General features: G+C 42.6%; 10 protein-coding genes. 3 read left to right on the top strand and 7 right to left on the bottom strand.

Translation table 11 applies throughout. The features are described from left to right. The first annotated feature begins 14 nt into the window (after nt 1-14). A complete protein-coding gene (locus M0C34_RS09280) occupies nt 15-842 on the top strand; it encodes a DUF2989 domain-containing protein (protein ID WP_248715344.1) in 828 nt (275 codons plus the stop codon). A gap of 7 nt (nt 843-849) precedes the next feature. Here M0C34_RS09280 and msrB read toward each other — a convergent pair whose 3' ends face one another. The 4 genes from msrB to malQ all read right to left on the bottom strand — a co-directional run bounded on the left by msrB (nt 850) and on the right by malQ (nt 7,959). Continuing rightward, the gene (gene msrB / locus M0C34_RS09275) at nt 850-1,245 is read right to left on the bottom strand and encodes a peptide-methionine (R)-S-oxide reductase MsrB (protein ID WP_248715343.1); all 396 of its coding nucleotides are present in this window, start codon (nt 1,243-1,245) and stop codon (nt 850-852) included. Continuing rightward, nucleotides 1,238-3,337, bottom strand: a complete 2,100-nt coding sequence (gene glgX, locus M0C34_RS09270; RefSeq protein ID WP_248715342.1) for a glycogen debranching protein GlgX — start codon at nt 3,335-3,337, stop codon at nt 1,238-1,240. Before glgX ends, msrB begins: the two co-directional genes overlap by 8 nt. Before the next feature lie 46 nt (nt 3,338-3,383). Next, complete coding sequence (glgB, locus tag M0C34_RS09265; RefSeq protein ID WP_248715341.1) at nt 3,384-5,594, bottom strand: 1,4-alpha-glucan branching protein GlgB; 2,211 nt, start codon at nt 5,592-5,594, stop codon at nt 3,384-3,386. A 169-nt stretch (nt 5,595-5,763) separates the two neighbouring features. Next, nucleotides 5,764-7,959: a 4-alpha-glucanotransferase gene (malQ, locus tag M0C34_RS09260; RefSeq protein WP_248715340.1), complete on the bottom strand. Its 2,196-nt coding sequence runs from the start codon at nt 7,957-7,959 to the stop codon at nt 5,764-5,766. Between the two features lie 317 nt (nt 7,960-8,276). Here malQ and gap point away from each other — a divergent pair, with 317 nt between their 5' ends. Together gap and M0C34_RS09250 are read left to right on the top strand one after the other, a co-directional pair. Continuing rightward, nucleotides 8,277-9,272 carry a type I glyceraldehyde-3-phosphate dehydrogenase gene (gene gap, locus M0C34_RS09255; RefSeq protein ID WP_248715339.1) on the top strand — a complete coding sequence of 332 codons (996 nt, stop codon included), beginning with the start codon at nt 8,277-8,279 and terminating at the stop codon, nt 9,270-9,272. 65 nt (nt 9,273-9,337) lie between these two features. After that, nucleotides 9,338-10,186, top strand: coding sequence for a D-hexose-6-phosphate mutarotase (locus M0C34_RS09250; protein ID WP_248715338.1), 849 nt, complete (start codon nt 9,338-9,340; stop codon nt 10,184-10,186). A 61-nt stretch (nt 10,187-10,247) separates the two neighbouring features. On the opposite strand, the gene M0C34_RS09245 is transcribed toward M0C34_RS09250, so the two are convergent. From M0C34_RS09245 to M0C34_RS09235, 3 genes are all read right to left on the bottom strand, one after another. Next, on the bottom strand, nt 10,248-11,297 hold the full coding sequence (locus M0C34_RS09245; protein WP_248715337.1) for a GMP reductase: 1,050 nt from the start codon (nt 11,295-11,297) through the stop codon (nt 10,248-10,250). Nucleotides 11,298-11,523: 226 nt separating this feature from the next. Then, nucleotides 11,524-11,997, bottom strand: coding sequence for a low molecular weight protein-tyrosine-phosphatase (locus M0C34_RS09240; protein WP_256469362.1), 474 nt, complete (start codon nt 11,995-11,997; stop codon nt 11,524-11,526). Between the two features lie 50 nt (nt 11,998-12,047). Beyond that, nucleotides 12,048-13,913 (bottom strand): AsmA family protein, encoded by a 1,866-nt coding sequence (locus M0C34_RS09235; protein ID WP_248715336.1) that lies wholly within the window; start codon nt 13,911-13,913, stop codon nt 12,048-12,050. Nucleotides 13,914-14,011: the final 98 nt, after the last annotated feature.

Genomic DNA, 14,011 nt, shown 5'->3' with positions numbered 1-14,011 from the left:
ATCAGGGAAATGATTTGTCTCTATTTAAACCATTTAGCCTTAGCTTATGCTTAGTTGTTCCGCTTACTCTTAGTGGATGTGATACTCGATTTAATTTCTTCGGCTTTGGCAGCCCTACAATAAAAAGCATTTGCAAAAACAACCCCGAGCTTTGTGATGATCTAAACCGAGATGGCTGGTGTAAAAATGAACGCTCAGCAGTCATATTTAGCCGCTTAGACGAGCGACAAGAACCCAGTGAACCCAACAAATACGCCTTGATAAGAGACTATAGCGCTTACAATTTCTGTATAGAGCTAGCCGCCAGTATTGAGCCCAAATATGACAAATCACGTAAAACACAACGGGTAATAGGTATGTTGACTTCTCTTGAAGAACTGCAACGCTTAGAGCAGGAAACTAAAGAATCTGATTACCCCTTCCTATCCAAATACCACTGGACTCAATTACGCAATGAACAAGCGGGTAAACGCTTTTTAGCACTAGAAGGTACAGAGGCCTTAAACCATCCTGAACTGCAGTGGACATTAGCTATTTACTACAGTGGAAAGGATGCAAATAAAGCCATCAGCATTTTACAAAATATCTTTAAACTTTACTCTACAGAAGCGTCGATCCCAGCGAAATATGCTGAAGCAATCACTTCACAGTATATGAGTATAAAAGATTACCCAAATGCCTACTTATGGGCTCGGGTTTCTGCAAAATTCAGCGATCATAGCACCCAAGATTATGCGGGACTAAATCATCTATTGAAAATGGATGAACAACAAAAACAAGCGCTAGACAACACCGCTGACAAAATTTTTGAACAAATAGAGAAAAGGCAATACCAGCCGTAAATCAAGTCTAATTATCAGCAGAAAAATCAAGCGCCACTGAATTGATACAGTAGCGGTCCCCTGTTTCAGTAGGGCCATCATTAAACAGGTGGCCCAAATGGGCGTCGCAGCGACTACATCTCACTTCTATTCTATCCATGCCATGACTTTTATCGGCCACAAACCGAATAACGTGCTCACTGGAGATACGATCAAAACTTGGCCAGCCACATCCGGCATCAAACTTAGCGCCTGACTGGAACAAGGCTTGGTTACAGCATACACAGCTATAAACACCTTGCTGTTTATTATGTAATAACTTCCCAGTGAAAGGATGCTCAGTCGCACCGTTACGAGTGACTTGAAAAGCGAGTTCGTCTAACAATTCACGCCACTCTTGCTCATCTTTAACTACTTTAGTCATGGCTTACTTGTTCTAATAATAACATGGAACTTTTACTCAATTTAATGGATGGTTTTCGCCGCTGTTTAGGGTAAATAGCTTGTTCACTAGAAGTATCTAACTGTTGCACCCAACGATGGTTATTTTCTGCGGCGGGAATAGCAAACTCTATGGAATGGTCGCAAGCATTAATAATCCATAACCAGCGTTCCTTGGCATCTCGTAAACTACGCATTTCAACAGCCACCGCCCAACCATGGGACTGGTGCCAATCCTCTTGATGCATATGTTTTCCATCAGGCCTGAACCAACGCACGCTATGATGCTTATGATGACACTTCTCATAGCTGTCGTTTTCTAACTGCAAATAATGAAATAAGCGAGAACGTTTACGCAACGCTATAAGCTGCTGAGTAAACGCCAAAAATTGTTGCTGTTCACTATCTAACTGCCAATTAAACCAACTCAGTTTGTTGTTTTGGCAGTAGGCATTGTTATTGCCTTGCTGGCTTCGGCTTAACTCATCGCCGCCTAGAAAATGAGGGATTCCTTGCGATAACATAAGAGTAGACAATAAATTACGTTTTAGTTTTCTGCGCCGAGCCAATACTTTCTTGTCTTTGGTAGCTCCTTCAACGCCGCAATTGACCGAAATATTATGTCCGTGCCCATCCCGATTATCTTCCCCATTGGCATGGTTGTGTCGCTGTTCATAGCTGACGATATCTTCGAGGGTAAATCCATCGTGATAACAGATATAATTAACGCTAGTATGAATACTTCTGCGACTGGATAGGAATACGTCGCGAGACCCCATGATTCGAGTCGCCATTTCACCTAAAAGGCCGTGCTCTCCTTTCCAAAAGCCTCTGCTAGTATCACGGAAGCGATCATTACACTCCATCCAACGCTCTGGAAAATGCCCCAATTGATAACCGTTAGGGCCGATATCCCATGGCTCGGCAATCATTTTGGCACGCGATAGGATGGGATCTTGGGCAATAGCTTTAAAAAATGCGGCTTGGTTATTATAGTGATTTCGTTCTCGGCCTAAACTTACCGCAAGGTCAAACCTAAAGCCGTCAACTTGCATTTCATCAACCCAGTAGCGCAGGCTATCTAATACCAGCCTCAAACCGATTGGATGATCTAAGCTAACACTGTTTCCACACCCGGTATTATTCACATACTGGCTATAATCAGGGCTGTCGCCAATGTGTTCAAATAAGTAGTAGTTTTTGTTATCTAGGCCTCTGTAACACAACGAGGGCCCGTCTGAACCCGATTCAGCGGTATGGTTAAAAACCACATCAAGGATAACTTCAATGCCATGCCTATGGAATTCGCGAACCATGGTTTTAAATTCAGTCAACGCATCATTTTGAGCATAACGAGGTTCAGGAGCCATAAACAATATTGGGTTATAACCCCAATAATTACTCAAACCTAAAGATTTTAGCCGCGGTTCTGACATGAATGTAGCTATTGGTAGCAGCTGCACAGAACTAACACCTAAGCTTTTAATATGCTCAATACTAGACGGCTCAACCAAACCCAAATAAGTGCCACGTTTGGCAATCTCGACATCTTCTTTTTGCTGACTAAAACCGCGAACATGGGTTTCGTAAAGAATGGTATCTTGCCTAGCAATATTGGGTTTGCTTACACCTTGCCAATCAAAAGCATCGTCACAAACAATGCATTTAGGCACCATTTGAGAGTCGTCATCCTGATAGGCTTTAGCATCCCAAATAATCGGCCGAGTGACCGCTTTGGCATAGGGATCTAAGATCAGTTTTCTTGGGTCGTAACACAGACCATGTTCTGGCTGGTAAGCGCCAAAAACACGGTACGCATAAAGTTGACCCGCTTTAATGCCGGCGATATGACCAAAACGGATGCCGCCCTGCTTTCCGGGTAATACAACCCGAGCGAGTTCATTTTCATTGTGATCAAATAAGCAAAGCTCGATGTGCTTGGCATCACCAGCATGTATCGCAAAGTTACACCCATCATCATCTAATGAGGCGCCAAGCGGATAGTCATTCCCGGTTGATGCCTGATACTGAACCAGGCTAATCGGCAGTGGATTTAATTGACTTTTTGTAGACATGTACACCCTTGAGCCTCTGCTAAGGCAGAGGCTAAACATCAAAAATCTAATCTACTTTGATTAAATACAATGTTGACAGTGGTGGCAAGTTTAAAATAATGGAATTTTCATATCCCTTCGCACTAATCGCTTCACTTTGGAACTCGATACCGGCGTCATAATTGCCCCCCCAATACATCTCAGAGTCGGTATTCAATATGATTTTATAACGCCCTTCTTCGGGAACAGCTAAGCGGTAAGCATCTCGAGGAACCGGTGTAAAGTTACTAATAACAATCACTTTTTCGTTATTGCTAATGGCATTTCTCTGGAACACTACGATGCTATTTTCCCAGTCATCATGATCTACCCACGTAAAGCCATTGGTATCATAATCACCTTCATACATTGCCGCATGACTGCGATAAACTTTGTTAAGTTGTTTAACCAGCTCTTGTTGCCCTTTATGTTTTGGATAATCCAAAACATTCCACTCTAGGCTTGTATCATGGTTCCACTCACTGGCTTGGGCAATTTCATTACCCATGAAATTCAGTTTTTTACCTGGGTGAGCAAACATGAAAGCGGTATATGCTCTTAAATTAGCGGCCTGTTGCCATTCGTCACCCGGCATTTTCCCTAATAACGAACCTTTACCGTGAACCACCTCATCATGAGATATCGGTAATACAAAGTTCTCGTCGTAGTTATAGACCATTGCGAAGGTAATTTCGTTGTGATGGTATTTTCTAAAAGCCGGATCTTTTTGCATATAAGTGAGAGAATCATGCATCCAACCCATATTCCATTTAAAGCCGAAGCCTAAACCACCAGTAAAAGTAGGACGTGATACCCCTGCAAATGCTGTCGATTCTTCAGCTATCGTCATCGCATGCGGGTACTGACGGTACACTTCTTCGTTAAACCACTTCAGCAAGCTAATTGCTTCGTAGTTGTGGTTGCCACCGTCAATATTAGGCACCCACTCTCCCTCTTCACGAGAGTAGTCCCAGTACAGCATCGATGCAACGGCGTCAACACGTAAGCCGTCAACATGAAATTTATCTAGCCAAATCAATGCACTAGCGACTAGGAATTGACGCACCGTATCGCGACCAAAATCATATATGTATGAGTTCCAATCGTTATGCCAGCCACGACGTGGATCTTCATACTCATACAGATGGGTGCCATCAAACTGGGCAAGACCATGCGAATCACTCGGGAAGTGTGCAGGAACCCAATCAACAATAACGCCGATACCATTTTGGTGACATTGATCAACTAAGAATTTGAAATCATCTGGGTTGCCAAATCGACTGGTTGGAGCAAACAAGCCAATTGGTTGATACCCCCAAGATCCGTCGAAGGGAAACTCTGAAATAGGTAAAACCTCAATGTGGGTATAGCCCATTTCTTTAATGTAATTAACTAACTCTACGGCAAGCTCTCGATAGCTGAGATAATTGTTACCGGTATCTTCTATTTTACGCTTCCAAGAACCTAAATGGACTTCGTAAATACTCATTGGCTGATAGCGTTTATCGGTTTTTTGAGACTCGATCCAGGCTTGGTCACCCCATTGGTATTGATCGTGATCCCATACTACCGAAGCAAAAGAAGGATATTGCTCAGAACTAAAACCCACCGGATCTGTTTTATGCGGTAGTGAATGACCGTGCCGATCCTTCAGTTCATACTTGTACTTAATGCCTGCCGATAAACCAGGTACAAAAAGTACCCAGTGGCCATCTAGAGAGCGTTGCATTGGCAAACAACGTCCGTCCCAGTGATTGAAATCACCAATCAAACTGACGCTTGAAGCACTCGGAGCGTAAACCGCAAACCTAACACCCTTTACGGTTTGTCCTTCAAACTCATAAGATTTAACTTGAGCGCCTAAAACCTCATAGAGATTTTGCGGGGCGTGGGTCATTGTTGCTAGGCCATCGTAGGCCTGTTCAGTAAATTGATAAGGGTCGATAACGGTGGTTTTGGTATCACCATAATCAACTTCAAGCTGATAAGTAAATCGTTGACGATTGTCTAGTTTGAGCTCGAATAAGCCCTGAGTCGACAATTGCTCCATGGTGCCTATAACTTCGCCAGCTAAGCTCATTACAGTGATGGCTTTGGCGTCGGGTTGCCAAACTCGAAGCAGCATACCCTTGCCATTTTTATCGTCTAATAAGCCTAAAGCATTGAAAGGCTCACCTAAGCGAACACTAGATAATTGTTGAACTAATTGAGAAACATGTGAAGACAAAGATCGTTTCATTGTTTACTTACCTTAAGATCCTGAGAATAAGGGGATTTGGTCATTAAACTTAGGTTAGCGCAACTGAGCAATGTTTTCTGCTTTTATGGCCACTAAAGTGAGATAGAAAACATTTTCATGGCAAAAAAAAAGCGCTCCGAAGAGCGCTTGCTTATATTATGAACAATAACTAACTAGCTTTGTTACGAGCATCGGTCAGTGACTGCATTAATTGTTGGACATCGTTACTCGCAAACAAGTCACTAAGATTCCAAGTTAGCTTACGTCGCCAGTTTGGATATTCAGCTGAAGTGCCAGGTACGTTAACAGGCTTGTCCATCTCCATCCAATCTTCTAATTGGACAGACAATAGGCTACAACTGCCCTTTGCCATATGCACTTGAATACCGAAGTTCAAGCCACGATCCATACCAACCCAATTTACATCATGTGAAATATAATCAGGAATGCTTTGATGACCATGTAAGGTATCTAGTAGCTTCTGTTTATTTTCATGGCGATCTTTATAAAGACTTTGCAATACGTCTTCGTCAGGGTAAATGCCTAACTCGCGACCTAGTGCTAAATCATCACAATGCCAAAAACCACGTAGGGTTGGCATATCGTGGGTTGTCACTGCAGACATCGCCTGAACTGGATAATGAGCCGGTGAAATGAAGCCACCATCTTCAGCTTGTTCAAAGAAGAATATACGGTAAGAGTGAACACCGTTCTCTTGAAGTATTTCAAATATGCCGTCAGGCACCGTGCCTAAATCTTCACCAATGATGAGACATTTATTTCTGTGGCTCTCTAGAACCAAAATGCCTAATAGATCTTGGATGGGGTAATAAAGGTAAGCACCTTTATCAGCAGAATCTTCATTAGGGACTAACCAAAGTCGTAACAGCGCCATTGCGTGGTCAATACGTAATGAACCACATGAACGCATGTTTGAGCGGAACAAATCAATCATGGGTTGATATTGCTGTTCCTCAAGCACTGCTGGGTCCATCGGAGGCAAGCCCCACTTTTGACCTAATGGACCAAGAATATCTGGCGGAGCGCCTACACTTGCGTCTAGCGAGTAAAGGTCACCATTTGCCCAAATCTCTACACTACCTTCACTAACACCTACGGCTAGGTCGCGGTAAAGGCCCATTGCCATACCAGAATCTTTAGCAACAGCATCAACCGCAGCTAATTGCTCATCAGCCATCCACTGTAACCACAGATAAAAATCTACCGCTTCCTGGTTAGCTTTAACCCACTCTGCGACTGCTGGTAAATGGTATTCTTTATATTCGTCTGGCCATGCTGGCCAACCCCAAGCGTTACCAATCGCGTCATACAAGTGAGCTTGTAATGCGTCGTAAGTTGCCTGAGCAGCTAAGCTTTCGCCGCCTTCTTTAACAAAAGAACGGAAAGCATTAGCGCGTTTAGTGCGGCCTTTTTGAACAGTTTGGAACTGTTTAAAGACAAGTCTAAGCGCTTCTAACTTGGCTTCAGTGACACCAGTGTAATCTACCCATTCGCTACTGCGAAGTTGCTCTAAGCGATTCTGAAAAGCACTGCTAGCGACTAATTCAGCCGCTTCAGAAGCTTCAAACTCGGCAATGGCTTTAACATCGATGTAAACTACGTTTAACCAGCGACGCGAAGACGGGCTATAAGGGCTAGCAGCTTCTGGGTTTGCTGGGTACAAAGAGTGAATTGGGTTTAAACCAACAAAGTCACCACCCTTTTCAGCAATATTTTTAACTAATACTTGTAAGTCACTGAAATCGCCAATACCCCAGTTTGTTTCACTGCGTAGACAGTAAAGTTGAACGCTAGGGCCCCAAACTTTTTTACCGTTGGCAATACTAGGTTGAATATATGCCGCTTGTGGCGCAACAATGTAACGTGTTTCAGCCAATACTTTGCGTCCGCCCTTTAACGAGATACTTAAAGAGTGGTAACCAATAGGTAATTCTAGCTCTAGTGGAACTTGATAAGCTTGGTATTCTGCTTCATTAATGGCATGAGCTTCGATAAGCTCACCATCAACAGGAACGATTTGCCCCTTGAATTCTTCACCCTGCTCAGTTTGCAGCTTCCAATTAAAACTCTTATTGGCTAGCTCAATAGGAACACGAATTTCCAGAGGATATTGCGGAGCGACTCTCACTACTTTTACTACTGGCATTACTTGTTGCCAGTAATTCAGTACGTCCTCTTCATAACGTTGGGCTAATTGCTCTGCGTTATCTACAGGGTAACCGAGTGCTTTCAATAATTTTAACTTGCTTTCAGGCACGACTTCAGCCGCATTACCCCAAGCATCTACGTAGCTGGTTTCGATGCCGCGAAGCTTTACCAACTGTTCAATGATTTGATCTGACATAACATTTCCCGAGTTATTGCTTTGTATAGAACTAATTATTATTTTTTTGCGCGTGTATTGTACTCATCCTAAAGCTTGTTTTATCGATCTAGCACAAACTTCACCAAATTAATTTTATCTGAGATTCACTGATATTGATTGTTTTTTTTTAAGTCTACGTCAATACTTCTTTCTGCAAATTGTAGCTTGTACATTTTTGAATCATTAATTGATGTTGCGCAAATTAATTGTCGATTCGACTTGAACAAATTTCAGAATGTTGTAAGTTTACAACCAAATTATACATCTGTTAACAACTAGGAACATTAGGTATCACTATGACAATTAAAGTTGGTATTAACGGTTTTGGCCGTATTGGACGTTTCGTATTCCGTGCATCTGTTGAGCGTAACGACATCGAAGTCGTAGGCATCAACGACTTAATCGACGTTGAATACATGGCTTACATGCTTAAGTATGACTCAACTCACGGTCGTTTCAACGGTACTGTAGAAGTAGTTGACGGCAACCTTGTAGTAAACGGCAACACTGTTCGTGTTACTGCAGAGCGTAACCCAGAAGAACTAAAATGGGATGCTATTAGTGTTGATGTTGTTGCTGAAGCAACAGGTATCTTCCTAACCGACGAGACTGCTCGTAAGCACATCACTGCTGGCGCTAAGAAAGTAGTATTAACGGGTCCTTCTAAAGACGCGACTCCTATGTTCGTAATGGGCGTAAACCAAGCGTCTTACGCTGGACAAGACATCGTTTCTAACGCTTCTTGTACAACTAACTGTTTAGCACCTATCGCTAAAGTACTAAACGACAAGTGGGGCATTGAATCTGGTCTTATGACTACTGTTCACGCTACTACTGCAACTCAGAAAACTGTTGACGGTCCTTCTGCTAAAGATTGGCGCGGTGGTCGTGGTGCTTCTCAAAACATCATCCCATCTTCAACTGGTGCAGCTAAAGCTGTAGGCGTTGTACTTCCTGAGCTAAACGGCAAACTAACGGGTATGGCTTTCCGCGTACCAACTGCTAACGTTTCTGTAGTTGACCTAACAGTTAACCTTAAAGAAGCTGCAAGCTACGAAGAAATCTGTGCTGCTATGAAAGCTGCTTCAGAAGGCGAAATGGCTGGCGTTCTTGGTTACACTGAAGACCAAGTTGTTTCTCAAGACTTCATCGGTGAAACTCAGACTTCTGTATTTGATGCAAAAGCTGGTGTTGCTCTAACTGACAAATTCGTTAAAGTTGTATCTTGGTACGACAACGAAATCGGTTACTCAAACAAAGTTCTAGACTTAATCGCTCACATCTCTAAATAAGAAATGTAGCTTTAAGCTAGACTAATAAAGCGACCTTAGGGTCGCTTTTTTTATAGGTGCAATTTATGGTCCTTGAAAGATTACAACTTAAAGTCGTTAAACAGCTAGATAACGCTGTATTTGAAGTGCGTAACGAAGAAGGTATGCTGTTTTATTGGGTCGATCATCCACAAGCAAAAGCACTTATTGCCCAGCAAGGGGCTCACTTAGTCAGTTACCGACCTAATCCCGGCAAAGAAAAATTATGGCTTAGCGACAGTAGCGAATTCACCAGGGGAAAAGCGATTCGCGGAGGCATTCCTATTTGCTGGCCCTGTTTTGGTACCTTGGGAGGTGACACCTACCCAAGACATGGCTTTGCTAGAACCAGCCAATGGTCACTAGATACCATTAAAACAACCGAGCAATACTGCCAACTGATACTTACCCTGTGCCATGATTCAACACCAGAAATTGCCTTAAGCTGTAAATTCACCCTCGGTGAACAAGCTAGCATTGAACTAACGACCACCAACAACAGCCCGACCGAATTTGAAATCACTGGCGCATTGCATAGTTATTTCATAACTGATGTAAAAAAATTACACATCGGATCACTTGGCGATCAATATATTGATTCTGTCAGCCAACAGACAAAATACGATGTAACACAGTTTGAACTAAGTGAAGAAACCGACCGAATCTACCTAAAGCCCAAAAATATTAGTCATTTAAGCTGGGATAATTCAACAGTAGAGATTGAACACCGCGGTCATGACAGCGTAGTAGTGTGGAACCCCGGTAAAAAATTAGCTGACAACATGGCTGACCTACATAGTGCTGACCACTTCATTTGCATTGAAACCGCTATCACTCAGTCACCCGTCAAAATACCGGCTAAGCATTCGCACCAGTTAATTCAAGTTATTCGCTAAATAAAAAAGACCCTAAAAGGTTTCCTTTAGGGTCTTGTGTTCATTTTGTGAACCCACAAATTTATACTTTGGTAATACCAAACACTTGATTTTCTTGTTCTTGAACTCGAATAAATGTGGTGCGCTTAGTTAACTCTTTAAGTTCAGACGCCCCTACATAAGTACACGCAGAACGAACCCCGCCCAATACGTCTTGTACGGTAAGTTGAACACTGCCTTTATAAGGAAGCAAAACTGTTTTACCTTCAGAGGCTCGATATTCTGCCACCCCACCGGTGTGCTTATCCATCGCTGTTTGTGAACTCATGCCATAAAATTTCATGAACTGCTGGCCGTTCTCTTCGACGACTTCGCCGCCATTTTCTTTATGCGCAGCCAACATTCCACCTAACATCACAAAATCAGCTCCGCCGCCAAACGCCTTGGCCACATCGCCCGCTTGAGTACAACCACCATCACCCACTATTTGTCCACCAAGGCCATGAGCCGCATCGGCACATTCAATAATGGCTGACAGCTGCGGGTAACCTACACCGGTTTTCACCCGAGTGGTACACACACTGCCCGGGCCAATGCCCACTTTAACAATATCGGCACCGCTTAAGATGAGCTCTTCTACCATTTCACCGGTAACCACGTTACCCGCAACAATAACCTTATCAGCAAAGGTGTCACGCATCTTACGAACAAAACTCACAAAATGCTCTGAGTAGCCATTAGCAACATCAACACATATAAACTGAAGATGCTTATTAAGAGCCAAAATTTGCTTAGTTTTTTCAAACTCTGCGTCTGAAGTACCGCAACTTACCATCAAGTATTTGATTTTCTCAGGCGCCATATTCGCTAGAAACTCAGACCACTGAGCAATCGAGTAATGCTTATGTACTGCCGTCATCATTTTATGTTCAGCTAAGGCTGCCGCTAAGCCAAAGGTTCCCACAGTATCCATATTTGCGGCAATAACAGGCACACCTTCCCATTGACTACCGGTATGTTTAAAGGTAAACTTCCGATCAAGTACAACCTGAGATCTACTCTTCAGTGTTGAACGCTTAGGTTTGATTAAAACGTCTTTAAAACCAAGCTTTATATCTGTCTCAACTCTCATCTATTTCTCTACTACTTATTAGGCACAAAACCCAAAGAGTATAGCAGCAAAGCCATAGTAACAAAACCATTAATAATCGATTGCTGTAACACAGAGCCGCATAGCTTTCTGACACGCGCTATCTCATTGGCTGATCAGGTAAATTTGTACCGTGCAATAAAATAGCCTTAAAAAGGCTTAGGACAAAATAGAAAGCAATATAGCGTTTAGCGAATTGGGGGGGATTTTAGGGTGTTAAGCGTTCAATCAAACCGTCACTTGCTTGTTCAATTAAATCCAGCACCGTTTTAAAACCCTGCACGCTGCCGTAGTAAGGGTCAGGAATTTCTAAGGTATCACTTCCACCTGATGGCAGATACAATGCCAGTTTGCTACTAAACTGATGAGGGCAGTGTTTCTCTAGGTAAGCTAAGTTCTTATTATCTGAAGCAAGTATCAGGTCAAATTTGGCAAAATCTTTAATCAAAACCTTTCGAGAGCGTATACCTTTAAAACTATAGCCTTTATCTTCGGCAACTCGAACCGCTCTGGGGTCGGGTTTATCCCCATGGTGGTAATCGGTGGTACCCGCAGAGTCCACTTTTATTTTCAGTTTTTTCTGCTTAAGCTTGGTTCTTAATACAGCTTCGCCTGTGGTCGACCTACATATATTGCCCATGCAAACCACTAGAATAGATTTAACTCCAGGTATTTTATTCACTATGCATCCTTCGCCGTAAAACAAAGGGGCCAACTAAAGCCCCATCATGTTTAATTGAAAAAACCACCTAAGCTATCCAGTAGCTTTTTACTATCTTCATTATCGCCTAACGCTTTATTTAATTCTTTATTAACCGCGTCTTTTGCTTGGCTTTCAAATAGCTTCTTCATATCTAGGTTTATTTTGGGTTCCGACCAAGTACCTTTTACATTGATAGGAATATCTAATCCTGCCAAATCATTGTCGGCGCCCTGCCCTTCTAAACTGGCAACGACTTTGGTGACGAAACTAAAGTCTAAACTTTCTTTAATAAGATGCGAGTTGCCTTTGCCATCAATACGTAACAGCGGCGAAGACATTTGCATTTGCTTTACACTAGCCAAGGAATTTCCCAACGTCGCCTTGACTAGCAGCTCACTAAAATCGGTTTTTTGTTCTTGCTGAGCTTGCTGTTTATCCCCACCTTTCATTGATGCTTTGGCACTACGGATCATTTGTGGAATATTCACTCCATACACTGCACCGTCAGTAAAGGTGGCGTTTATCGGACCAGAAATTTTTTGTTTTACCGCCGTAGGCGTTAAACCCACACCTTTCAGATTGAGGTCGACGTTTAAGCCTCCAGCAATAAATTCGAAATCAGCAGCATCTGTGAGCAAAGGCCTAGCTTGGACACCTGACAAAGTAGCCTTCATAGAATAACTGGCTACAGGTTTTTGGGCATTAATAACTGCACTGCTTGCCAATTTACCATCATACAAATCGGCGCTTAGCTCTTGAACACGTAAGATCCCTTTATCAATGCTCAACTGTTGCTTGATATTTTCTATATGCAATTTTTGATGTTGAAATTGAGTTATTCTCAGAACGCCATCCAAATTGATGGTGTTAAGCGCACTAAGGTCAGGTTCTTGTTCTGGTTCATTTTTTGGTTTGGCGGAATCATTACTGTCATTATTAGATGTTGTGTTATCAGTCTCAGCAATAAAGTTAGCGGTATCTAGTAATGGAATAGTTAGGTCGAATGAAATGTCGGGAATTTCATTTAACACGACCCGGCTACTGCCGTTTAGTTGAGTGTTACCATCGATATCTACCGCAAGATCGCTCAATTCGACAGTTTTTGCTTCAACAAGATAAGCAAGACTAAAATCGGTTTGAACTTTCATCGCACCATTAGGAATCGTTTCCCCTTTTAGTGAGATACTGTTACTGACTGCTTTTAAAGCTACTTTGCTAAAGTCACTTGCGACAAACAGTAAACCCTCAGCCTGTTGTTCTACCGCCAACTGGCCATCACTGAAGTTTAACGAAAAAGTAAATTTGTTATCTTGGTCGAGCTCCAAGCCTTCAAGGGCAAAGTTTACTGGGCCAAGCTTCTGCGTTTTGTTTTGTTTAAGATCGATGAGCTCGATATTGGCGTCACTGAGGGTAATACCTGACAGGCTAATGCTCCATTCGCTCGTAGCCGAAGAAGCTGAAGTGTCAGCTGTTTCCCCAGTTGTTGGCGCGGGTTGTGCGTCACCCTTAGTTAAATCATCAAGATTACTAGAGCCATCAGCGTTGGTTTGATGGCGTAAGCGTAAACCTTCAACTGAAATATCGCCAACTTCTACGTTTTTACTAAACAAAGGCATCAAAGCCACTGACATTTCGGCACTGTTAATACTAAAAGTATCACCATCGCCAAACTCAGGGTGATCAAGTAAACGTACTTCTCCAAGCTCAAAACCAATGCTTGGGAAGAACCGCCAGCCTAAATCACCTTCAATGATCAGCTCGCGCCCCGTTGCTTGTTTAGTTTTTTCTACAAGCAACTGCTTGATGTCATCGGTATTCACTAAGGAGACGGCTATAACCACCGCTAAAATAATTACAACAAATACAATGGCTAGTCCATATAGCAGCTTTTTCATGATCTTCCCTATTTATCAAAATCGTTGAATAATATGTAATTAATTTATAATAATCACATTCAGCTGGGTTTGCGTTGTTTTTCGCTTGATTAGATAAA

Origin of the sequence: Agarivorans sp. TSD2052, assembly GCF_023238625.1 — a bacterium.
GTDB lineage: Bacteria > Pseudomonadota > Gammaproteobacteria > Enterobacterales > Celerinatantimonadaceae > Agarivorans.
The sequence above is the reverse complement of the archived record's forward strand: the minus strand, read 5'-3'. Positions and strand labels throughout refer to the sequence as shown.

Bases quoted from the DNA above. Each gene is read 5' to 3' on its own strand.
- M0C34_RS09235 (WP_248715336.1), bottom strand. From the start codon at position 13,913: ATGAAAAAGCTGCTATATGGACTAGCCATTGTATTTGTTGTAATTATT.
- glgX (WP_248715342.1), bottom strand. From the start codon at position 3,337: ATGTCTACAAAAAGTCAATTAAATCCACTGCCGATTAGCCTGGTTCAG.
- glgB (WP_248715341.1), bottom strand. From the start codon at position 5,594: ATGAAACGATCTTTGTCTTCACATGTTTCTCAATTAGTTCAACAATTA.
- M0C34_RS09250 (WP_248715338.1), top strand. From the start codon at position 9,338: ATGGTCCTTGAAAGATTACAACTTAAAGTCGTTAAACAGCTAGATAAC.
- msrB (WP_248715343.1), bottom strand. From the start codon at position 1,245: ATGACTAAAGTAGTTAAAGATGAGCAAGAGTGGCGTGAATTGTTAGAC.
- gap (WP_248715339.1), top strand. From the start codon at position 8,277: ATGACAATTAAAGTTGGTATTAACGGTTTTGGCCGTATTGGACGTTTC.
- M0C34_RS09245 (WP_248715337.1), bottom strand. From the start codon at position 11,297: ATGAGAGTTGAGACAGATATAAAGCTTGGTTTTAAAGACGTTTTAATC.
- malQ (WP_248715340.1), bottom strand. From the start codon at position 7,959: ATGTCAGATCAAATCATTGAACAGTTGGTAAAGCTTCGCGGCATCGAA.